The sequence below is a fragment of the Paenibacillus sp. LRG-1 genome, from assembly GCF_057220305.1.
The window spans coordinates 1,021,170-1,044,155 of sequence record NZ_CM170126.1; the positions used below are offsets into that span (position 1 = coordinate 1,021,170).

The 22,986-nt window shown below is 48.3% G+C and carries 21 protein-coding genes and 1 riboswitch; of the genes, 17 read left to right on the forward strand and 4 right to left on the reverse strand.

The window, feature by feature from the left end; translation table 11 throughout:
* The first annotated feature begins 78 nt into the window (after positions 1-78).
* Both ACUUJN_RS04605 and ACUUJN_RS04610 read left to right on the forward strand, forming a co-directional pair.
* Positions 79-1,116, forward strand: a complete 1,038-nt coding sequence (locus ACUUJN_RS04605) for an aminoglycoside phosphotransferase family protein (RefSeq protein WP_484669321.1) — start codon at positions 79-81, stop codon at positions 1,114-1,116.
* Positions 1,117-1,171: 55 nt separating this feature from the next.
* Complete coding sequence (locus tag ACUUJN_RS04610) at positions 1,172-2,170, forward strand: glycosyltransferase (RefSeq protein WP_484669322.1); 999 nt, start codon at positions 1,172-1,174, stop codon at positions 2,168-2,170.
* A 120-nt stretch (positions 2,171-2,290) separates the two neighbouring features.
* On the opposite strand, the gene ACUUJN_RS04615 is transcribed toward ACUUJN_RS04610, so the two are convergent.
* Both ACUUJN_RS04615 and ACUUJN_RS04620 read right to left on the reverse strand, forming a co-directional pair.
* A complete protein-coding gene (locus ACUUJN_RS04615) occupies positions 2,291-2,776 on the reverse strand; it encodes a DUF1036 domain-containing protein (protein WP_158451748.1) in 486 nt (161 codons plus the stop codon).
* A 192-nt stretch (positions 2,777-2,968) separates the two neighbouring features.
* The gene (locus tag ACUUJN_RS04620; protein WP_023987147.1) at positions 2,969-4,177 is read right to left on the reverse strand and encodes an MFS transporter; all 1,209 of its coding nucleotides are present in this window, start codon (positions 4,175-4,177) and stop codon (positions 2,969-2,971) included.
* Positions 4,178-4,394: 217 nt separating this feature from the next.
* Between ACUUJN_RS04620 and cysK the strand changes: the two genes are divergently transcribed.
* Both cysK and ACUUJN_RS04630 read left to right on the forward strand, forming a co-directional pair.
* Positions 4,395-5,318 carry a cysteine synthase A gene (gene cysK / locus ACUUJN_RS04625; protein ID WP_023987148.1) on the forward strand — a complete coding sequence of 308 codons (924 nt, stop codon included), beginning with the start codon at positions 4,395-4,397 and terminating at the stop codon, positions 5,316-5,318.
* A 132-nt stretch (positions 5,319-5,450) separates the two neighbouring features.
* The gene (locus ACUUJN_RS04630) at positions 5,451-6,428 is read left to right on the forward strand and encodes an aldo/keto reductase (RefSeq protein WP_076295779.1); all 978 of its coding nucleotides are present in this window, start codon (positions 5,451-5,453) and stop codon (positions 6,426-6,428) included.
* Positions 6,429-6,585: 157 nt separating this feature from the next.
* Here ACUUJN_RS04630 and ACUUJN_RS04635 read toward each other — a convergent pair whose 3' ends face one another.
* Together ACUUJN_RS04635 and ACUUJN_RS04640 are read right to left on the reverse strand one after the other, a co-directional pair.
* Positions 6,586-7,386: a WYL domain-containing protein gene (locus ACUUJN_RS04635; RefSeq protein WP_076295778.1), complete on the reverse strand. Its 801-nt coding sequence runs from the start codon at positions 7,384-7,386 to the stop codon at positions 6,586-6,588.
* The gene (locus ACUUJN_RS04640; RefSeq protein WP_076295777.1) at positions 7,361-8,686 is read right to left on the reverse strand and encodes a helix-turn-helix transcriptional regulator; all 1,326 of its coding nucleotides are present in this window, start codon (positions 8,684-8,686) and stop codon (positions 7,361-7,363) included. Before ACUUJN_RS04640 ends, ACUUJN_RS04635 begins: the two co-directional genes overlap by 26 nt.
* A gap of 199 nt (positions 8,687-8,885) precedes the next feature.
* Here ACUUJN_RS04640 and ACUUJN_RS04645 point away from each other — a divergent pair, with 199 nt between their 5' ends.
* The 13 genes from ACUUJN_RS04645 (at position 8,886) to ACUUJN_RS04705 (ending at position 22,982) form a co-directional block, all read left to right on the forward strand.
* On the forward strand, positions 8,886-9,296 hold the full coding sequence (locus ACUUJN_RS04645; protein WP_484669323.1) for a hypothetical protein: 411 nt from the start codon (positions 8,886-8,888) through the stop codon (positions 9,294-9,296).
* Complete coding sequence (locus tag ACUUJN_RS04650) at positions 9,268-10,455, forward strand: limonene hydroxylase (protein ID WP_484669324.1); 1,188 nt, start codon at positions 9,268-9,270, stop codon at positions 10,453-10,455. Before ACUUJN_RS04645 ends, ACUUJN_RS04650 begins: the two co-directional genes overlap by 29 nt.
* A 19-nt stretch (positions 10,456-10,474) precedes the next feature.
* On the forward strand, positions 10,475-11,293 hold the full coding sequence (locus tag ACUUJN_RS04655) for a nucleotidyltransferase domain-containing protein (RefSeq protein ID WP_076295775.1): 819 nt from the start codon (positions 10,475-10,477) through the stop codon (positions 11,291-11,293).
* A 21-nt stretch (positions 11,294-11,314) separates the two neighbouring features.
* Positions 11,315-12,778, forward strand: coding sequence for a 3' terminal RNA ribose 2'-O-methyltransferase Hen1 (locus ACUUJN_RS04660; protein WP_076295774.1), 1,464 nt, complete (start codon positions 11,315-11,317; stop codon positions 12,776-12,778).
* Positions 12,775-15,384 (forward strand): polynucleotide kinase-phosphatase, encoded by a 2,610-nt coding sequence (locus tag ACUUJN_RS04665; RefSeq protein ID WP_076160082.1) that lies wholly within the window; start codon positions 12,775-12,777, stop codon positions 15,382-15,384. The genes ACUUJN_RS04660 and ACUUJN_RS04665 overlap by 4 nt, the downstream gene beginning before the upstream one ends.
* A 20-nt stretch (positions 15,385-15,404) precedes the next feature.
* Positions 15,405-16,202, forward strand: coding sequence for a TatD family hydrolase (locus ACUUJN_RS04670; RefSeq protein ID WP_076160086.1), 798 nt, complete (start codon positions 15,405-15,407; stop codon positions 16,200-16,202).
* 44 nt (positions 16,203-16,246) lie between these two features.
* Positions 16,247-16,356: riboswitch (TPP riboswitch) on the forward strand.
* Between the two features lie 249 nt (positions 16,357-16,605).
* Positions 16,606-17,202 carry an ECF transporter S component gene (locus ACUUJN_RS04675; protein WP_023987157.1) on the forward strand — a complete coding sequence of 199 codons (597 nt, stop codon included), beginning with the start codon at positions 16,606-16,608 and terminating at the stop codon, positions 17,200-17,202.
* Positions 17,202-18,665, forward strand: a complete 1,464-nt coding sequence (locus ACUUJN_RS04680) for an ABC transporter ATP-binding protein (RefSeq protein ID WP_484669325.1) — start codon at positions 17,202-17,204, stop codon at positions 18,663-18,665. The genes ACUUJN_RS04675 and ACUUJN_RS04680 overlap by 1 nt, the downstream gene beginning before the upstream one ends.
* A complete protein-coding gene (locus tag ACUUJN_RS04685; protein ID WP_023987159.1) occupies positions 18,640-19,431 on the forward strand; it encodes an energy-coupling factor transporter transmembrane component T family protein in 792 nt (263 codons plus the stop codon). Before ACUUJN_RS04680 ends, ACUUJN_RS04685 begins: the two co-directional genes overlap by 26 nt.
* 139 nt (positions 19,432-19,570) lie before the next feature.
* Positions 19,571-20,296, forward strand: coding sequence for a methionine ABC transporter ATP-binding protein (locus ACUUJN_RS04690; RefSeq protein WP_069081291.1), 726 nt, complete (start codon positions 19,571-19,573; stop codon positions 20,294-20,296).
* Positions 20,289-20,960, forward strand: coding sequence for a methionine ABC transporter permease (locus tag ACUUJN_RS04695; RefSeq protein ID WP_028542051.1), 672 nt, complete (start codon positions 20,289-20,291; stop codon positions 20,958-20,960). The genes ACUUJN_RS04690 and ACUUJN_RS04695 overlap by 8 nt, the downstream gene beginning before the upstream one ends.
* 277 nt (positions 20,961-21,237) lie before the next feature.
* Entirely contained in the window at positions 21,238-22,095 is an 858-nt protein-coding gene (locus tag ACUUJN_RS04700) for a MetQ/NlpA family ABC transporter substrate-binding protein (protein ID WP_068938591.1), read from the forward strand.
* Between the two features lie 467 nt (positions 22,096-22,562).
* Positions 22,563-22,982, forward strand: a complete 420-nt coding sequence (locus ACUUJN_RS04705; protein WP_028542053.1) for a hypothetical protein — start codon at positions 22,563-22,565, stop codon at positions 22,980-22,982.
* Positions 22,983-22,986: the final 4 nt, after the last annotated feature.

Consider the following 22,986-nt stretch of genomic DNA (forward strand, 5'->3'; position numbering starts at 1 on the left):
TGATTGGACAAGCCCCTTTTTTGGTACGGCGAGTTACCCCAAGATGATCTGGACTTCGTTCGGAACGAGGACTGTGATATGATCGTGCTATTACATTTTATACAAAAAAGTTGGGTGGCTATGAATCCTTTTCATCAATATGTGAATGTTGACGGCACCTTGAATGATACGCTGGTGCGGAATCGTGAAATTTTATATACAGGTACGAATGGTCGGCATGTGGAACGTTTTTACGTGTCTTCCTCTGAAAGTTATATATTCAAACCGCTAACCAACGATGATCAGGAGGGGCGGGAGAGATGGGTGTATGCGCATGTGCTTCCTGCGTTATCACCGATCTATCCCCGATTGCTAGCCTGGTCTGATACAGGTGCGGATGGCGGAGGAGAATGGATGGTTTTTGAGGACCTTGGTCCGTTACATCATCTACACGCAGAAGAAACTCTATTGCGAGCTGTTGGACTTGTTGCATGGTGGCATGCTTTGCCGACGGATCGTTTTGCTGGGATGCCGCTGCGGGGACCGAAGCCACTCATTCAGGAGATGGTTTCCGAGCTATACACGCGCAAGCCGGATGTGTTAAAGCTTTGCAGCTCACTGGGATTATCTAAGCAACAGATGCAGCGTATGTATGTACAGCTGGAGCATTTATCTTTTTCACAGCAGCTAGTACTGTCTCATGGTGATCTTCATCCGGGGAACTATGCGCTGAGCGGGGAACGGCTTATGGTACTGGATTGGGAGCATGCTCATCTGAACACACCGCTGTGGGATGTATATCACCTGATCGACATGTCCCATCCGTTGTTTCCCCGACGGATGACGTCCGAATTGCGTATTCGTATGCTGGACACATACGTGGAGCAGCTGGAGCTGTTGGGGATAAGTGTGGATCGAACGGCATTTATGCTGGAATATGGCATGTTTGCGGTGGTATTTTCGCTCTGGATGCTGTTGTTAATCACAAGTGATTTGCAAAGGATTCGAACGAACCTGCATAGAAACGGCGACAAGTGGTCAAAAGAGCAATTAGAGTCCCAGTTGGATGAAACGTTAGCCTGTTTGAACCAATGTGCAGCAATGATGGATTGGGGACAAGCCCAACAATGTAGATAGTAGCTTAAGACATAGACTGTATTTAGTTAGTAAAAGAAGGTGGGGAAATAAATTCATGAAAAAAGTCGGTTTGGTCATGAGAAAAATACAATTTGCAGAAGCACAGGGTCCTCGTATTTTTGCAGAACGTCTGAAGCAGATCGGGTTGGAATTGGGGGTGGAAATCGTATTTGTATCACCAGAGCGCCATGTGAGCAGCCATGACTGGCTTCCGGGCTATGAGCACGAAAAGGGCGACTTGGTCAACTATGACGTCGTACTGGACCAACTCCATGAGCAGCAGATTGAGCACGTTATTTATACGGTATCTGGCTTTACCTATTTGAACATGTTTTTTAAAAACAGCGTGCTTTTTCCGCATAGTTTTCCTGATCCGGCACTTACAGGCTACGAGATGATGAAGCCTTTTTATCAGATCGTGGACAAGGCTATTGTACAGACTGCCTTTCTCAAGCAGGAGATGGCTTCGAAGTTTGGCGTAACCGACGTGACAGTCATCCCGATCGGATTTAATGAGCGGCTGGTGGAAAAGCATTTTGATCCCTCGCAAGTGGTAGAGAACCGGGTGATGTGGATTGGTAGAGATGAGGAGAACCGACGTCCGGATTTGGTGCTGGAGTATGCGAGGCATAATCCTGACAAGGATGTCTATATGGTATTTGGCGGTGAACGCTACAAGGAAAGTATGAAGAAGTACGATATCCCGGACAATGTTAAACTTCAATTTGCGTTGACGCAAGATGAGGTGTTTGCACTGATGAACACGGCAAAGGTGTATTGGAGCTGCTCCAAATTCGATACGTTCGCGATGCCACTGACCGAAGCGCTGGCTATGGGTAAAATCGTCGTTAAGCCAGAGCATCCTTGCTATGGACATATCAGCTCTACGCATTCTTTTTCAGGGAATGAGAAAAACTGGTTCGAGCTGGTCAATATGGCTGCCGCCTCACCGCGCCGGGTTTCTACAGAAAATCAGGCATACGCTATGGAAAAGTTTTCAAGTCAGGTGATGAAGCAGGGCTATCGGGACTTTTTTGATCATTGGTTAAGCTGAACGGCGAGGCAAAACACTGTGGTTGCAACAAGCGTCTGAATGTCCAGAGTGAAATAAAAATAACCCGCAAGGTGGTCACTTTTTTTCAAATATCCATCATGCGGGTTACGGTTCTTTGACTTATCGTTTGGACTTTACTGGAACCGGGGTTCCTTTTTTAAAGCGAGCCGGTCTTCTCGGAATTCTGCGAATGCCGGAGTCCTCCGATTTAGAAGGTAATGCTTTATGAGTTGTCTTTGTTGACAGTTGGCTGGTTCTGCCGAACTCGACAGTGTAACTGTCTACAGATGAGTCAATGGAAAGTCTACGCATCCCCACTCGTCTGGATGATCCGCTGCTATAGTTCCAACACCAATGAAAATCACTGCTAGTGCTTCTCGGAAGCCGTGTGCGGTACGTACCACGCCACGAATTGGAGTGATCTTCAGCATAATAATAGAATGTGGTTCCCCCGACAGAACCGCTCCATACTTCTCTCGTATCACCAGGTTCTATCCGATACCAGCCCATTTTAGAATAATTGGTGGGATGACAGTCGGAACTAGGATAAGCATAGGCGGCATAGATGGTATTACTCGTGTTGTTTGTAAAAAAAAGGCTCATCATACACACTTCTTTCCTCATAAATTTGTATTACAATGTCATACTATGAGGAATTTAGAAGAAGAGAGTGGACAATATCTCTCAATCTATGAAAAATGAACCATTCGTTTACTTCCAACCTGCTGTTTTTAGAGATTTGCCGCCATTCATTGCTCTCCGGTTAATAGCTGACACTGTCCAACAAACTGAACGATTCTATGACTGTATCTCAGCTATCGCTTCAGTATGAGCCGTCTTGCGATCCTCAATGTAGCTAACTATCATGAGTAGCAGACCGCCGACAGTGATTAGCGATGCAACCCATGGAATAGCGGCTAGCCCCATTTGATTAATAACAACTCCCCCGATAAAAGCACCGCCTGCGTTGCCCAGATTTAATGCGGAATGGCTGGAGGTAGAGGCAAGTAAAGGAGCCTCATAGGCCAGATTCATGATGCGAACCTGAATACCCGGCATGATGCCGAACGCAGCAATGCCCCAGATAAAGACCGTGATGACGGCCAATACCTTGCTTTGAAGCGTAAATGTCAGAATGGCCAAAATAATAGCCAGCACAGCATAGTTTGCGATCAGGGATGGAAGTAGTTTCCAATCTGCGAGCTTGCCGCCAACGATGTTGCCGATCGTTACCCCTAGGCCAAACAGGACGAGAATCCAGGTAATGCTATGCTCGGCAAAGCCACTAATATCCGTAAGCAAAGGCGTAATGTACGTAAAGACAGTGAACAGGCTACCACAACCGACTGCACCTGTGAGCAGCATCAGTAGCACTTTTGGATTAAACAGGCTTTTGACTTCTTGTTTGAGACTGGAAGGCTTGTCCTGATGAATCACCGGAATGTAGCGAATGATACCAAAGAGAGAAATCAAGCCGATGACCACAATGGCTCCAAAGGAAGCACGCCAGCCGAGCTGTTGTCCGATAAAGGTACCAAAGGGCACGCCAATAATGTTCGCCACGGTCAAACCGGTCAGCACCATAGAAATAGCACCCGCGCGCTTGTCAGGACGAACCAGTCTGGCAGCGATCAGGGAACCGGCTCCCAAAAAGGTTCCGTGCGATAATGCAGTAGCCATACGGGCCGCAATCAGAAGTTCGTAATTGGGAGCAATGACGGAAAAAAGATTGCCTAAAATGAATATGGTCATTAGGAGGCATAGCAGCTTTTTCTGCGGTACCTTATGGGTTAATACGGTAAGCACAGGTGCGCCAATGGCCACACCAAGCGCGTAACTGGTGATTAACTGCCCGGCTTGCGGAATCGTAACATGAAGATCATGGGCTACATTGGGCAGAAGTCCCATAATGACGAATTCGGTCATGCCGATGGCGAAGGCACCAAGGGTCAACCATAGCAAGGAGGGGGGGAAGCGATTTGCTGTCATATTTTCTTGATTACTCATAAGTGTCTTGTATCCTCCTGAAAAAATAGTAATGCGAGTATATCATTACAGGCGATATCTGGCGACCCATTTTGCAAGAATTTTACATACTAAGTTGATAAGTTTTATGTAATTTACAAAAGCGACAGGTAGGAAGGAGCCAAGTATGTTATTTTGGTAGTATGATATTAAGATCGTAAAATGACGCTGTAAGGAACGATCCAAGGAGGATATAACAATGGCACCTAAAGTGGTACATAGTATTACAGATTTAATAGGAGATACACCTTGTGTAAGACTCCAACGGCTCACACGGCCGCAGGATGCGGAAGTGTATGTGAAGCTGGAGTATTTTAATCCAAGCGGCAGTGTTAAAGATCGGGCGGCGGGCAACCTGATTGCCGAGGCGGAAAAGGCAGGACATCTAAAGCCGGGAGGCACCATTATTGAGCCGACGAGTGGCAACACGGGAATTGGTCTTGCGATGAATGCGGCAGCCCGAGGTTACCGTGCAATTTTGGTGATGCCTTCGAATATGACGAAGGAACGGATCAATATTTTGAAAGCCTACGGGGCTGAGGTCGTACTGACACCAGCGGAAGAACGGATGCCAGGAGCGATTCGCAAGGCACTCGAACTGGGGGCTGAAATTGAAGGGAGTTTTATCCCGCATCAATTTGAAAATGAGGCAAATCCGGATATCCACCGTACGACGACGGCACTTGAGATTTTGGAACAGACAGAAGGGAAGCTGGATGTGTTCGTCGCTTCTTCGGGAACGGGCGGTACCATTACGGGAACAGGTGAAGTGCTGCGTCAGCATTTGCCGGATCTGCGGATTGTTGTAGTTGAGCCTAAGGGCTCGCCAGTGCTATCTGGAGGAAAACCCGGTCCACATAAGCTGGTTGGCACCAGTCCAGGCTTTGTTCCCACCGTGCTGAATACGGAAGTGTATGACGAAATCGTGCAGGTTTCCGATGAGGATGCGATTGCAATGACACGGGCGATTGCTGCCCAGGAAGGGATTCTGGTTGGCCCCTCTAGCGGAGCTACGATATGGACGGCGATTCAGGAAGCTCGGCGTTTGGGAGCAGGCAAACGGGTACTTTGCATTGCCCCGGATACCGGAGAGCGTTATCTGAGCATGGGGATATTCGGATAAAAAGATGTGGATTGGGGCCAAAGTGATACACGACCGTAAGTAAGTGGTAAAATAGGTGTGTGATAGCGGTCCCACGAACTATTCATATGTGGATGAAGCAGGGAATATTTTGAGGGTTGAAGGAGGAGCAGCATGAAGATTATGCCTTTACAGAAACGTGGAATCTCCGATAGTCGGCTGGCGCTCGGTTGTATGCCTTTTGGTGGAGAATGGAGCCATGCACCGTTTACGCAGGCGCATGTCGTTGAAGCGGAAAGAGCTGTAGAAGCTGCACAATCCATTGGGATTACGATGTTCGATCATGCGGATATCTATCGTATGGGGAAAGCGGAAGAAATTTTCGGTCGGGTTTTAAAGGGACAGCCGGGCTTGCGTGAACAAATCGTAATTCAGTCCAAATGCGGCATTTTTCTGCCGGATGGTACGCTCCCGGGTCGTTTTGATTTCTCATATGCTCATATTATGGAGTCCGTGGATGGTATTCTGAAGCGCTTGGGTACGGAATATTTGGACATCCTGCTGCTGCATCGCCCCGATCCACTGGTAGAGCCGGAAGAAGTAGCGAAGGCGTTCAGCGAGCTTAAGACATCTGGCAAAGTACGGCATTTTGGCGTCTCCAATATGAATGTAAGCCAAATTCGGTTTCTGGAGCGGAGCCTAACGGAGCCGCTGATCGCTAATCAGCTGGAAATGAGCCTGGCGCATCTGCATTTTGTAGATCAGACAGTACATGTGAACCAGCAGGCGGGGACGAATGTACATTTTGGCGAAGGTTTGCTGGAATATTGCCAAACCGAGGATATTCAGCTCCAAGCCTGGGGACCGCTGGCGCAGGGACGTTTTAGCGGAGGTTCTTTGAAAGGGGAGCCTGAGCGTGTCGTTAAGACGGCAGAGCTGGTGCAGAAGCTGGCTTCTGAAAAGGAAACGACACGTGAAGCGATCGTCCTTGGCTGGCTTATGAAACATCCGGCACGGATTCAGCCTGTCATTGGCAGCGCCAATCCTGAACGAATCAAGGCATGTCAGGATGCGGAACGCCAGAGTGAGCTGATGACCCGTGAGGAATGGTACGAATTGTACGTCAGTGCGCGCGGACAAGCCTTGCCATAAACTCGTACTGCGGACCAGCTTGTTACAACAGGCGTATGTGGATGTAAGTGTATGACTTCGTTTATACGAACCGTAGTTTAATAGGCCCTCCCTTCGTCTCATTAACAGACGGAGGGAGGGCCTATTTACATGGATGCATCTCATATTGCCTGAGTAGCTATTCCTCTTCGTATCGTGCAAGGGCCTTGGCCGTTGTTTCCTTCATTCGTGAAATCAGCCGGGAGCCTTGGACGACCTTGACACGTTTGCCAAGGAAACGGATTTTGGATAGTACATATTCACATTCGTCTGCCTGGAAAGTGAGCGTAATACGATAGGTATCTGCTTCCTGAACATATTCGACCTCTTTTTCAAAGCAGGAAAAAGCATATAAAATACGTGACATTTCCCCGTTGTATACAGGAATAATTTCGATGATGCCCTGTTCTTTTCGCGACTCCAGTATACCGAGTATACGTTGGGTGAATTTTTCGGCCTCTTCAGGCAGAAGCTCATCTTCCGTGACGTTCACGATATTAGACAGCTTGGTAGACATGAGCGCGCGGTGTCTGCGGTTATACCACAGCAGGCTCCATTCTTTTTTGACCATGGAGAACTCCAGCTTATATGGAAAACCGGACATTCGCTCATGCATGTGTCCGTTGCGCAGTTTGTAGGTCATACAGATGCCAGAACGGGATCGCAGAATGGGACGCAATTCACGCAGGAGTGGATGATAGACCGAGGCAGCAGGAATACCTGCTTTTTCCCGCAAACTGCCATCGGCCTCCAGAGGCTCGTCGTCTGCGAGCATCTGCCGAAGCTTATCAAGCGTAGACGGGGTGAAAGCCTCTATTGCTGCCGAGTCTGTCAGCATAGATTGGAGCCAGACTCTTTCCTGCGATGTGGTGGCAAAAGCGCCCGATTCATCCAGCCGAGAGACGATCTGATAGTTAAATATTTTCTCGAACAGGCTCATAATAGGCTTGCAGCTCCTTCCATTCCTGTCTGAATTCCTTACGCAGCCGCTGAGGCTCCAATACCTCACAGCTTGATCCGAAGCTGCGAATCCACGGTTTAATCTCGGTGATTCCATTCACTGTGATTTCATAGATAAAGGATTCACTTTCTTCCTCCGCGATCGTACCCCATTGTCCCTGTGACAGTACACGTTCCCGAATAAAGTTGCGCTTCGCGCCCTCAGGATTAAAAAAACGTACCCGTACCTTCACAGGACGACCGGTATCAACAAGCCAGCTGTACCGCATTTTTTCTTCCAACACCGCTAGCAGGTCGGCATGAAACTGCTCTGGTACAGGCTTGCCCTCCACCAATTGAGTCATGCCCTCCATACGAAACTTCATGATTCCTTTACCGCCTACATGACCCAGAACATACCAACGTCCATATTGATGATCATAGATGACTTGCAGGGGCAGAATGGTATGTTCACGGCCCTCCGTCTCTTTTTCAAACAGCGGGTTTGTGTTCTGTGACCCGTACATGCTTCGTTTGGACGTCGAAAAATATAAAAAAGTTACACAGCGACGTTGCCGAATGGCGTGTAGAAGCGGATGAATATGGGCTTCGTCCAGAATGCGTGAATAATAGTGGTATTTATATAAAAAAGGTTCAGCCAAATCCCGATCTCCGGCCTGACGGCGCATGGCTTTTTTTAGATGATCTCGCAACAGATATCCCTGAACAGAGGGAAGCTGGGTGTTGGCCATAATGTCTACAAAATCATATAAGTCCAGTAATTCCTCGTCCGTCAGTCCTGTCACCAGATCGTTGCGGACAGCATAGCGATAAGGTCTGCCGCCGGGTTCCTTGCGAACCACGCCGACTTCGACCAGATATTTCAGATCGGAACGAATCGTTTTCTCATCCGGCAGCGAACTGTCGGAAGGCAGCCCGTTGCAGCAAGCATCCAGCAATTCCATAGTGGTCAGAGGCTGTGACTGTAGCGCTGTCAGCAGAAGAGATAAGCGGACGCTTTCTGATTCCTTGAGCGATTTGGCCCGAAACAAGAATAGTAGTAATGGATCAGCGGATTCATAATAATTAAAGCGCAGCATTTCATTAAAATCATGTCCCTGGTCCTCAGGCAACTGCTGTTGTACGGATTGGACGATTTCCTTGAGACGCCGGATTGTTTTATCAAAGGTATGCACTGAAATGCCCAGTCTGTCTGCAAATTGCTGCCGATTATAAGCGCCGCTGGTCAGTGTGAGCATGCGCAGGAATTGAATTTCTTTATCAAAACTCTCTCTCGCCATGATGCATTCCCCGTTTCTGTTGCCGTTCTCCGAAAGCAATTATCCCTTTATTCTAACAGGGAAGGGATGCTGGAAAAAGGGAAATTATTCTTCTTTGTAATACTTTCACCATGTTCACGATTTCCAAAATAAAGCATCATAGAAATATAAGATAGCACGATGAAATAAGAAGCAATACATAACAGAAGGGTGATGCAACATGTTTGGACGACGCAAAAATGAAGTGTTATATCCATGGGTAGGCAAGCTTTCGATTTATGAAACGATTATGCAGGGAATGGATACTCAGGGCAGGCTTACTGATGATCAATTACCGGATGATGAAGAATATTGGGCAGGTCACACGATGCGTTGGGTGGCAGGAGGATTAGATGGAGCATTTGGGCATCATGGTGCTGGCGAGCATGTAGCCGATAAAATCAAGGATCTGGTGCAGCTGTTGTCCAGACAATGTCGTAAGCCAGGAATGAAGACGAGACGTGAGACGTATGTACGCTTGATGGAGGAACATGCGCTCAGTCTGATTGATCCGTTGCTGGATGCGGTGCGCCAGCATCCAGCAATTCAGCCGGATCGATTGTATGAGGAAGCGCGTTGGTTGGCTGGCTGAACACGGAGCACACCGCAATGTGGTGAAGATTGGTATTGCGTTGCTTGGATTGCTGGAGACAGAGCAGCATCACGAGCTTATTTTAACGCTGGCAAAGCATGATGAATTCACGCTATATGCCGCTGTAGCTATCTGTAATATTTCGGAGCAAGCCAACGAACAGTTGTATACGTTAGCCCGCCAGGTACATGGCTGGGGACGTATTCACGTAGTGGAACGGCTGGAACCTACGCGTCAGGAAATACGTGATTGGCTACTGCGGGAAGGATTCCGCAATAATGTCATGTATGAATATCTTGCTTATGAGTGCGCTCATAAAGGCGAGCTGCATACAGCCATCGCCGTTCCGCAGATTGATCAGGAGTTGTTTGACGGGGCAGGCGAAATTCTGTCGGCTTTGCTGGCAGCAGGCGGACCTGCGGAAAGTATAGACGATTATGAGCATGCTGCTATGGTTATAGGTAACTACCTTCGTAATGCCAAGGCCATGTGCACGACGGTGCAACATTTTACGATCATCATGGATATTGCAGACTTTCTGGATGAAGAGGACGATTCATGGGAGACACGTTATGAGCATGAATGGACACCGGAATTGCGTAGACGTTACGCGTCGCTGTGCCAGCAGATGATGGACGATCCGCAGTGGGTGCAGCTGGTGGAGCAGGAGCTGCAGCATGCAGATTCACCGCATCTCCACTGTGCCATTCGCGCAGCTCAAATGCTAACACTAGATGTATGGCCCGTGCTATTTGATCAATTAAGCAGATACCCAGTCAAGCCTAATCTGTACTTTGAACTCATCAAGACAGAGGATGAACAGCGAGTGCGCAAGTTGGTGGCTTTTGCAGAACAGCACTTGCCCTTGGGAGAGATTGCTTCCGGCCCTGCTAATCTACCTGGGTATGGACTGGAGTATGAAGCGCATCAATGTCTGGGTATGCTGTTGCAACTATTGTCTTCTCACGAAGGAATGGGACAAGAGCTAGTTGCTGCCGGGCTTTGGAGTCCGGTGACCTCCAATCGCTGTGCAGCGCTTCATGTACTCAAGGTATGGTCTTCTGAGATGTGGGGAGAGAAAACGACAGAGCGCCTTCGCCACTTATCGGTAGCTGAAACGGAGGAGTCGATTAGAGAACAGATTCGGGAAATACTTTAATGATAAGGGAGGGAACAACATGACAGATGTGAAGCATGGGCAGGGTTTCATTCAACCGGAAATGTGCGAGACGATTTTGCGTGAGCTGCGCGCATTGGAGCAGGCGGAGCAGGTGCGCATTGTGTACGCCTGTGAATCAGGCAGTCGGGCATGGGGGTTTCCTTCACAGGACAGTGACTATGATGTACGATTTATCTATGTAAGACCCGTAGAATGGTATTTATCTATCTTTGATAAGCGGGATGTGATTGAGCGACCCATCAGCAATTTGCTGGATATGAACGGCTGGGATTTGAAAAAGGCACTCCATTTGTTTCGCAAGTCCAATCCGCCTTTGCTGGAATGGCTGCAATCTCCGATTCCCTATTTGGAGCAGTATTCAGTGGCTGACCAGATTCGTGCAATATCGCCGTTAACTTTCTCTCCGAAGTCCTGTGTGTACCATTACCTGAATATGGCGCGGGGGAACTATCGGGATTATTTGCAAGGAGAACAGGTGAAGATTAAAAAGTATTTTTATGTACTGCGCCCACTGCTGGCCTGTGGCTGGATTGAACGTTACAACATCATGCCTCCGATGGAATTCGTAGACTTGCTAGAGGAATTAATTCCGGCCGATACAGAACTTTATCAGGTGATCGGGCATTTGCTGCAACGTAAAAAAGCGGGCGAGGAACTGGATATGGAGCCACGGCTTTCGGTGGTGAATGATTTTATCCAGCAGCAAATTGCTTATTTTGAACAAAAGGCACCCTTGCTTCAGCATATGGAGAGTGGACTTGATCAGCAGTTGGATGATTTGTTCCGCGCTGCGGTGAATGAAGTATGGAAAGCATAAGCTGGGAAGGAGAAGTGGAGTATGCACATCACGCTAAAAGCAACCGGAACCCATGCAGGGATGATTTCGCATTTGCTTGCTAAGAATCCTTACAATACGTATGATCGCACAGAAAAAGGCGCACGTGTACGCATGGTGTACACTGTTTTTACCGAGGAAGAGGCTGAGATCGTCATTCAGGCTTCGCCAGATTCGATTGATTTGGTCAAAAACAGTCCAGACAGCTATGATATTACACAATATATAAATGATCGGGAGTTTGTAACCAGCAGCTTATTTTGCACCTATATTCGTGGCTCGCTTGGCACAGCCCTGAACGGCAAACCCAAGGAAGATTATGCAGGATGGGTGACGCACCCTTTTGCGCTGGAGTTATCGTTTGGGCCTGTTGCTTCGGATTTGCCGGATTCTGTGGTGGAGGGACTATTTGCTCCGCTGGGCTATCAAGTGGCCATAGAACGAGGGGAAGCAGATTATTCTTTTCAGCTGAAAAATCGAAGCACCGTCAGATATGTCACGTTAAGTGGCCACCAGACGGTGCAGTATGCGCTGCGTCAGTTATTGCTGTTGATTCCGGTGCTGGATAATTATAAGCATTACTATATTAGTGAAGAAGAGTTTGACAAGCTGAGACGTTACGGTGAAGGCTGGCTGCCAGAGCATCCGCTACGCGAGCTCATCATTCGACGCACGCTTCGTTTTACCAATCTGATTGAGCAATTTGAGCAATCTGATTCTGCTGAAACAGGTACTCAAAAACATATTGAAAAACATACTCAAAAACATATTGTCCAAGCTGAAAAGCATAAGCACGAACAGGTTCAACAGCCAGAACAGTCACAGGAGGAAGGGAAGAAAAAGCCTACTGTACGGCTGAATGAGCTGCGATATCAAGCTATTATGGACGTGATTCGCAAGCTGCCTCGAAGACAGAAAATCGTAGATTTTGGTTCAGGAGAAGGGAAGCTTTCGGCTCGGATGGCCCGAATGACGGGCATTGAAGAAATTTGGGCGGTGGAGCCGTCTGCGTATGCACAGGTGAGAGCCATGGAGCGTTTTGCCAAGCTGGAAAGGCATACCGACGCGATCATTCCTACACCCATGATGGGCTCACTCTTTTATTATGATGAACAATTGCGGGGCAAAGATGTGATGATCCTATGTGAGGTCATTGAGCACGTGGACGAGCATCGTCTGAACCGGGTGATGAAGACGATTGTGACGGAGTATCAGCCGGGTGTGCTGATCGTGACGACTCCCAATCGTGAATATAATGAGGTATATCGTATGAACCAGCAAGAGCTGCGGCATGGCGATCACCGTTTTGAATGGAATAGAAGCGAGTTTCAGGAACAATGTGAGCAGTGGATTGAGGAAGCTCCTTATTCGGTAGCGCTGAAGGGGATCGGAGAAGAGATCGAAGGCTTTGGACAACCGACCCAAATGGCTATATTTACGCGCAGAAAGGAGCAGAAGGAAGCATGAGCAATTCATCCAAACGTACGATTCATTTACCGCATGCTGGACTGGTTGTGTTGGTGGGGGCCTCCAACAGTGGCAAAACCACATTATTGGACAGGCTGGTGTGCGAAGGGATTCTACTGGAGACAGAAGTGGTATCCTCGGATCATTTTCGCAAGCTGGTCGGAGATACGGAATTTATAGACTGGAGTGGACTTCCAAGGCTGGAATCGGACGTACTGTTCTATGAGTATCAGCAAATGTCAGCCAAGGCGTTTGAGGCGATGGATACGATTCTGGCTATGCGCTGTCGCTTGAATAAGCTAACGGTTGTGGATGCCACTCATTTGTACGCTGAGGATCGCCAGAAATATGTACAGCTGGCAGCCAAGGCGCACGTTCCTGTTATGGCCTTGGTACTGGATGTACCCGAATCTGTGCTGCTGGAACGTGATTTAGGCAGGGAGCATCCGCGTGGCCGCCAACGGGTCAAGCAGCAGGCACAGCTGTTAAAGCGGAACCTGCGTGGTATCCGTGAGGAAGGCTTTAACGCTTGCTATGTTCTTAAGGATGTAGAAGAAATGAACTTTGTTCGCCGTGTGCAGCCACTGTTTCATGAGATTGGCTCAGGTATTGACATCATTGGTGATATCCATGGGTGCTACCGTGAGATGCTGGAAGTGATAGAGCGGCTAGGATATACGGAAGATACGAAAGGACTATACCATCATCCAGATGGTAGAAGACTAGTATCTGTCGGGGATGTGATGAGCCGTGGCCCAGAATCGTTACAAGCGGTGCAGTTCTGGAAAAAGCACGTGGATGCCGGACTAGCGTATATGATTGACAGCAATCATGGCTGGAAAATCGGCCGTTACCTCGATGGGAGAAAGGTGACTCTCAGTCATGGCGATGAACGATTTGCAGAGGAACTGGCCCAATATGAACAAAAAGCGGGCAAGACAGCGGCGGAACAGCTTAGAAGCGAGTTGAGAGATTTTCTGCTACATGCACCCTCTCATCTTATTTTTGGCAGAAATGGATTGCGACACGTGGTCGTGGCTCATGCCGGGATTAAGGATCATTTTATTGGCAAACAGTCGGCACGTATTTCTGATTATTGCCGCTATGGAGATACGGAAGGACAGGATGCGAACGGAACACCGATCCGCAAGGATTGGTTCGTAGACCATGAATCGGGAGAAATAGTAGTATGGGGACATGATCCGAGACCGCAGCCTACCCTTGTGAACCAGACGGTGAATATTGATCAGGGTGTGGTATTTGGCGGTATGCTGACCGCTTATCGTTATCCGGAAAAGGAATTTGTCAGCGTTCCGGCACATGAGAATTATGCGAATGATCCCGATAGCCCACTTGTCCGGTGGCAGAGAAAACGGTTTTCCCCGCCGAATTTACGCAAGCTAATCGCTGGTTACAGTGTGCTGACGGAATCGTATGGCGAAGTGCGCGTACAAGGAGAATGGATCAAATCCGCTATAGATACCGTGTCACATGTGACGGTACCCATGGAGGAGCTGGTGTATATTCCACCGACGATGAGCCCTGCTCCAGCGGTGTCTGCAGAGGAAGGATATCTGGAGCATCCACGTGAGGCGCTGGCTTATTATCGCGGGCAAGGAGTACAAACGATGGTGGCCGAGAAAAAACATATGGGTAGCCGGGCTATTTTGCTATTATTCAAAAACGAACAGGCCGCTGTTCAATATGTAGGCTACCCGACATTGGGCACGATCTATAGTCGGAGTGGGAGAGCTTTCTTTGAACAAAGCCTTGGGAAGCAAGTGATGGAGAAGCTGAATGTGGATTTACGGACTGCTGGATATTTTGAACGGAACCAGACGGATTTTGTATTGCTGGATGCGGAAATTGTACCGTGGAATCTCAAGGCTCGGGAACTGATTGCTGCACAGTATGCGCATGTGGGGGAGGCAGCTCTGTTGGATCGCAGTAAGCTGGTAGACAAGCTGAAGCAGGCGAAGGTTGCAGGTCGAGAGGTTGGAGACTGGTTGGAGGAAATGGAACAGAAGTACGCGAATGCCGTAACGTTTCAAGAGGCTTTTCAAAAATATTGCTGGGATGTGGACGGTCTGGATGAAATTCGTATTGCACCGTTCCATACGCTGGCACACAGCGGAAAGACTTTTTTCGACCATTCTCATATTTGGCATATGGAGCAAAACCGGGAGCTGGCTGGGCTGTCTTCCCTGTTTATGGAGACAGAGTATCGCGTTATCACGGACGAAGCAAGCGAGGAAGAGGTCATTCGCTGGTGGAACGAGATGACAGAGGATGGTCATGAGGGGATTGTGATCAAGCCGGAACGCTTTTTGATGAAAAATCGGGACAAGATGATTCAGCCTGCAATCAAGGTGAGAGGCCGGAAGTATTTGCACATCATTTACGGTATGGATTATCTTGCCCCTGAGAATTTAAAGCGTCTGAAGCAGCGTCGAACGAACAAAAAGGAGCGTCATGCCCTGATGGAAGGAGCGCTTGGTATGGAAGGCGTGGAACGTTTTGTCCGCAAGGATACGGTAGATCGTATTCATGAATGCGTCCTTGCCGCGCTATCTCTGGAATCGGAGCCGATTGATCCGAGATTGTAGTTTGCGAAGGAGGGATTGAGATGGAAAGGGGTACACCGTTAATTGATATTGGCGTGAACTTGATGCACCGTTCGTTTCATGCGGATCGGGAACAGGTGGTAGAGAGAGCCGCAGCTGTAGGGATTTCACCCCTGATTATTACCGGGACCAGTGTCCGTAGCAGTCGAGAGGCTTCTCAGTATGCAGCACGTTATCCGGGCAAGCTGTATGCGACAGCTGGCGTGCATCCCCATGATGCCAAAGACTGCAGCGCAGATACGATCCAGCAGCTCCGCCAGCTGGCGAGTCAGCCGCAGGTCGTATCCATAGGGGAATGCGGATTGGACTATAACCGTGATTTTTCGCCGCGTGATGTGCAGCGCCGATGGTTTGAGGAGCAAATCCAACTGGCGGGTGAGCTTAATATGCCGTTATTTCTTCATGAACGAGATGCACATGAGGATTTTGTTGCTATGCTGCGGGAGTATCAAGGGCTTGTCGATAAAGCAGTGGTGCATTGTTTTACAGGCACGGAACAAGAATTGCATACGTATGTAGAGATGGGACTGTATATCGGGATCACCGGCTGGATTTGCGACGAACGGCGTGGCAAACATCTGCGTGAACTGGTCAGAGATATTCCCTTGGACCGTCTGATGATTGAAACGGATGCACCATTTTTGACCCCGCGTAATTTGCCCGTGAAGCCTAAAGAAGGGCGTAATGAGCCCATGTATCTCGCTCACATTGCTGCTACGGTTGCCGAATGTACAGGCCGAAGCATGATGGAGATCGAAATCGCCACGACGGAGACAGCCAAACGTTTCTTCGGATTATAGGATTGTCAAAGCCATAGATGTGGTATATATTATAGTGAATTAAAAAAGCATTGTCGGGAGCTTGAGAAAGTCAGGCTGAGAGGGTGGCCCTTGCCACTGACCGTGAAATCTGATCTGGGTAATGCCAGCGTAGAGAAACCAAGAACACTATACAGGAATGCCGCTTGTTTCGCGGTTGTCGATAGATACAATGTATGTCCTAGCATTTTACCTTGACCCTGACTTTGGCTTGGTATCAGTGTAGTAGCTTAGACTACTGGTTATATAAGGCATATCGACGAATGATGTTTTGTATGGTGCTTCACCTTTTACTGCGCATAAAGCTTGCCTGGAGATTCAGCTCCAGACAAGCTTTTTTTTATGGCCAAGAGGCCAATTATAAGGATAAGGGGAGCACGCAATAATGAATACTGCTGTAAGAGCGTCCAAAGGGTTGAAGCTGACTGATATTTTGGTCACGATTGTGATCGCTGTTGTGTTCGGGTTAGTCTACAAAATATGGGGACCTGCCTATGATTTGATGAAACCATTCGGTTTACACGCCGAGCAACTGATGTATGGCATGTGGTTTATGGCAGGCACGTTTGCTTATCTCATCATTCGCAAGCCGGGTGTTGCAATTTTGGCAGAGGTGGCAGCGGCAACGGTCAGTGCTTTTTTGGGAAGCGAATGGGGGATGTCCACTTTGTACTATGGCCTGCTGCAAGGCTTGGGAGCGGAGCTATTTTTTGCGGCTTTTCTGTATCGGAACGCAAACCTGTGGGTTGCTTCGCTAGCTGCGGCCGGGGCGGCTGTCGCTTCTCTGATTTTAGACTTCAGCTACGGGTATATTGATCAGCTTTCGACCTGGAACTATGTTTTGTATATCGGTTTTCGCATGATTGGCAGCATTGTGATTGCCGGGGTATTCGCGTTCTATCTGGCTAGGGCATTGGAGGTAACCGGAGTCACGCGAAGTTTGAGACCCGCAACGGAACAAGATTATAAGGGGCTGGATTGATGAGCCAGGCAACCGAAGATGTGGTGGCTTCGATCACCCGTCTTCGGTTGAAATTCCCCGGTGAGCAGGAGCTGCTTTTTCACAATATGTCTTTGTCTGTCCGCAAGGGGGAAAAGCTGCTGTTGCTGGGACCGAGTGGATGCGGTAAATCAACGCTGCTCCAAGTGTTAAGCGGTCTGATTCCACGCACGATAGAAGTGCCTATGAAATGCGATGCTGCTGTAATCCCAAGTGTCTCAGGTATTGTATTTCAAGATCCTGATACGCAGTTTTGTATGTCATATGCAGACGAGGAACTGGCTTTTGTGTTGGAAAATAATCAGGTTCCTCGTGAGCAGATGCGATCCCGTATTCGCGAGCTGCTGATACAGGTTGGTCTATCAACGGATGATATACACATGCCCATTGGCAGCATGTCACAGGGAATGAAACAGCGGCTGGCGATTGCGTCTGTGCTGGCTATGGAGCCAGAAGTGCTTTTTCTGGATGAGCCCACGGCTTTGTTGGACGAGGAAGGCACTACACAGGTGTGGGATACCATTCGAAACATTTCGGTAGACCAGACACTGGTGATCGTGGAGCATAAAATTAATGAAATTGTCCATGATGTGGACCGGATTGTGGTGCTTTCTGCTCAAGGGGAGATCGTTGCGGATGGAAGGGCGGAAGAAGTATTTCATGGGCAGCGGCAGGCATTGTCCGAGTATGGCGTGTGGTACCCGGGAGTATGGAGTGAATCGTCTTCGCCGCGTTGGAGTGAATCAGTGACACAGCAGAATGGTACGGGGAATGGTACAGGGATTGATTTGCTGGAGCTGGAACATTTTAGTGGCCTCCGCGGTTTAAGTTCAGTGATTTATGTGGAGCATGCGCAGGTGAAGCCTGGCGACTGGATTGGCGTGGTCGGTGAAAACGGGGCTGGCAAAAGCTCACTGCTGCTCTCCATGATGCGCTTACTTCGCACACAGGGACGTTATAGCGTGCGCGGAATTGAGGCAGGCAGTACGGAACAACTGGCAGAGCGTATCGGGTTCGCGTTTCAAAATCCCGAGCTGCAATTCGTAGCACACACCGTACGAAAGGAACTAGAGTATTCGTTACCCAAGAGCTTGTTCACCGTTGAACAGTGCCGGGAACGGGTCGATCGGATGCTCGTACAGTTCGGACTGGAGCGGCTGGACGAGCGTCATCCGTATCAGCTTTCATTGGGCCAAAAAAGGCGGTTGAGTATTGCTACGGCTATGATCCGTGAGCCGGAAGTGCTGCTGCTGGATGAACCGACTTTTGGGCAGGATGCGCGTAATACCTTTGTCATGCTGGATATGTTGGAGCAGCTGAGAGCGGCAGGCACGGCCATTGTGATGGTCACGCATGACCCGGAAATTGTCCGTCGATATTGTACCAATATATGGCGGATTCAGAAAGGGGAACTCCAGTATGAACCTATCCTTTCCCCATCATAAAACATGGCTGCATCGCGTGAATCCGGGCCTAAAGCTTGTTATGTTTTCCATACTGTTTGTGGTCGTTATAGTCATCCATGATCCGAATGTCATGTTTAATGTTGCGTGTGCTATGCTGCTGCTGCTTGTCTGGTCAGGCCATCCATGGAAGCGGCTGCTGCTGTATGGATCTCCCTTTATATTGGTGTTTATTTCAACCTCAACGGGCATGATGATGTTCGGCAAAGGGGTGACGACCTGGTGGACATGGGGCCTGATCCATATTACGCAGGAAAGCTTTTATCGGGGTATACATCTGGGCTTTCGTGCGCTGAGTATGGCGGCGGTAGGGTTGCTGTTTGGTTTAACGACTCGTCCAGTGAACCTTTTTTATTCACTGATGCAGCAATGGAGGCTCTCTCCGAAGTATGCGTATAGCTTTTTGGCAGCCATGCGGTTGATGCCCATGATGGTGGAGGAATTCCAGGCATTGAGACAAGCCCATCGTATTCGAGGTTTACATCAGCATGTGTCCAAATGGAATATGTATGCCACGCTTCGCAGGTATGCAATTCCGCTGCTCGCTCAAAGTATCCGGCGTGCACAGCGAATTGCTATTGCCATGGAAGCCAAGGGTTTTACCAATGAAACCAAACGCACGTATTATTATGCGATTGGCTATTCGGCTGTAGATATTGTGTTCATATTCTATTTTGTCATCATGCTTACGCTGGCTTGGGGACTCGGTATCTGCTTTCCTTACGTGGGGGTGTGGGATGTGCGTTAATTGTTGTCAAAAGGCTTTGCCCGTTTTCTGCTCTGTGGTATATTAATGCAATGGGAATTGACGGCTCGTACAGACCCGCCTGGGCTGGCGGGCTTATTACATTTTCCCTGAGAAATGGATCATCAGGAGGCCAGGTTTCATGATTACGCTGCATCAGGTAAGCAAGCATTATACCACCTCAAGCGGCCAATTTCATGCGGTTCAATCCGTGTCCCTTCAAGTGGAGGAGGGGGAAATTCACGGTATCATAGGTGCCAGCGGTGCCGGTAAGTCTACGTTGCTCCGGTTGATGAATGTATTGGAAAGGCCGGATGAGGGAAACGTGGTTGTAAACGGGGAAGATTTGACTCGCATGCCGGAAAAACGTCTCCGTGAAGCGCGGCGATCGATAGGGATGATTTTTCAGCATTATCATCTTGTTCACAATCGGACGGTCAGTGGAAATGTGGCAATGTCGTTGGAGCTGGCAGGTGTCGCGAAAAAAGAGAGAGCGGAACGTGTGCGCGAATGCCTGCAATTCGTCGGTTTAGCTGATAAAGCAGAACAGTATCCGGCACAACTGAGCGGAGGCCAAAAGCAACGTGTGGCGATAGCCAGAGCGCTGGCGAATCGACCTGCGGTGCTGCTGTGTGATGAGCCGACCTCGGCGCTTGATCCGCAGACGACCGCGGATATTCTGGGCGTGTTACGGGAGATCAACCGGGAACTGGGAGTTACCATTGTAATCGTAACGCACGATATGGACGTGGTACGCAATATTTGTACCCGTGTATCAGAAATGCGGGATGGGCAGCTGCTTTCAACGCAACGTGTAGTTGACGCTGCGGTAGGTTCAACAGCGGAAGCAGGTGAAGCTGATGAATGAAATGCTGAGCATCATTGTGCAATACCAGTCAGAGATATGGAAAGCCATCGGGGAGACGTTTATCATGGTGGGGATTTCTATCGCAGCAGCTGTACTGTTAGGGCTTCCGGCAGGAACGATTTTGTATTTGTGCGGCAAAGGGCAAAAATATGAAAATCGACTGCTGTTCACCTTATTGAACAGTGTGGTCAATGTCATCCGCTCGTTCCCGTTTTTGCTGCTCGTCGTGTTTATGATTCCATTTACACGTCTGGTCGTAGGGACGGCGCTGGGCACGATGGCTGCAACGGTTCCCTTGTCAGTGGTGGCCATCGCCTATTATTCGAGGCTGGTGGAGCAATCATTGCTTGAGGTGCCCAAGGGTGTAATTGAAGCCGCTACTTCTATGGGGGCATCCACCCTCCAGCTTATTTTTAAATTTCTGTACGTGGAAGCTCGTTCCGGGCTTGTACTGGGTTTGACCACGTCCACCATTAGCTTCATCTCCTACTCCACGGTGATGGGCATTGTGGGCGGCGGCGGGGTAGGCGATTTTGCCATCCGCTACGGTTACCAGCGTTTTGAAACAGGCTTGATGGCGTTCACCATCGTCGTCATGATTATTTTCGTACAAACGATCCAGTTCACCGGAAGCACCATATCCCGCCGGATCGACAAGCGGTAAGAGGTTAATGAATCTCTTCATTAACAATTGCACCACCTACTATGGGAAGTGAAAATGACTTTACAGTGTCTCAAAAGCGGAGCGGGCAGAATTGTTCTGGAGAAGCGTCAGCGTTCGCCTTTGAAATGGGATTCTAACCTATAAATTGTGTTACAAATCAGAGAGAATCCCATTTCAACAGCGATCAGAAGAACAATCTGCACGTGAAGCGGCTGCGGCTGTACTGTAACTCATTTTTATCTTCCCAATCACAATTTACTTGGAGGTTCCTCATCAAATGAGTCGGAAAAACAACATGAAAACGAACTTGAAACTACTCACACTATTTGCTGTCGTTATGCTACTGGTTGCCGGATGCGGTGGTCAAAAGCAGGCTGCTTCAGAAACACAGTCTAAAGAAGCAACTCCACAAAAAGAAGTGACCTTGAAAGTAGCAACGCTAATCCCACCGATGACAGATGTGCTGGATATCGTGAAGCCGCTGCTTAAACAGGACGGAGTCAATCTGGAAATCGTCGTGCTTTCAGATAATATCCAACCGAATAACGCATTGGCAAGCCATGAAGTGGATGCTAACTTCTTTCAGCATGCTCCTTTTATGCAACAATATAATGAAAGCAACAAGTCCGATTTGGTAGCGGTAAAACCAATTTACAATGCCATTTATGGCGCGTACTCCAAAAAATACAAGAACATTAAAGACCTGCCCGAAGGTGCGACCATTGCTATTGCCAATGACCCGGCCAATACCGGACGCTCTTTAGTAATGATGGAGCAAAACGGTTTGATCAAGCTTAAAGAAGGCGTAGGCTATAATGCTACACAGGCTGATATTATTGAGAATAAGAAAAAATTCGTGTTTAAAGAAGTGGATTTGTTGATGCTGGCGCGGTCACTGGATGATGTGGACATGGCTGCCATGTATCCCGCATATGCCAAGCCGCTCGGTCTGACACCGAAGAAGGACGCGCTGATTACCGAAAAAGACGATACGCATTTTGCCATTAATCTGGTAGCGCGTAAGGATAATGTAGATTCCGATGCTATTCAAAAGCTGGCAAAGCGAATGACTGGACCGGAAGTACGTAAATTTTTTGAGGATAATTACAAGGACAGCGTTGTTCCAGCATTTTAAATAAATGAGGATTTTGCAAAAATCCAATAAGCGACTTCCAATGAATAAGATATAGATCGAAATGGTTTAGTTCGTCTATATCTTGCACGTTGGAGCGACTGGAATCGAATTTTGCAAAATCCTGAAATAAGTATGTTGAAACATCGTTTTATGATGAAATACGACCTGTATAATGGAAGGAAGTCTGTGAAGAGCAGATGGTCTCCCTTGTGCAGGTCTTTTTTTCATCCTTAATATGGAAAGGAATGATCGAAAACAGGGTATAAAGTCTTATTTTTTAAGATTTCAGGGTGTTACACCGCTGCGAATTTTGGTCATAAAGGGCGATGGAGTAATGATAAGGAACATATTAAAATAAATATACGAACAAACATTCGTTTTCGATTTCGTTAACGGTGTTTTTATATGGGTCAAAAAATTCAGCTGACAACGGGCCAAAAGCGTGAATAAAAAGGAAGGGGAACGACATGAAGCTGTTTGTAACTGTAAAAAGTTTGGGAAAGCGCAAACCCGCACTCGCACGACAGGAATTAGAACTGAGTCCTGCTCCAGAAACATTGCGAGATTTGATTACTGCAACCGTTGCTCTGAATGTTCAAAAGCTACGGGAAAAGCAGGAGAGTGTCGCGCTGATTCCGTTTCTCACGGGAGAGGAAGTTCAGGCACAAGGCGAGATAGGCAAAGTAGGATTCGGTTCCATATATAATGAGGGTGTCCCGGATATTAAGGATGCTGTGAACACGGCGATGCAGGCTTTTGAAGATGGTTTATACAGAGTTTTTGTATGTGACGAGGAAACTATTGAACTGGATGCTCCTTTGTCACTGAAGGATGGGAATGAGATTGTATTTATACGCTTCACAATGCTGGCTGGAGGCCTATGGTAGAGGG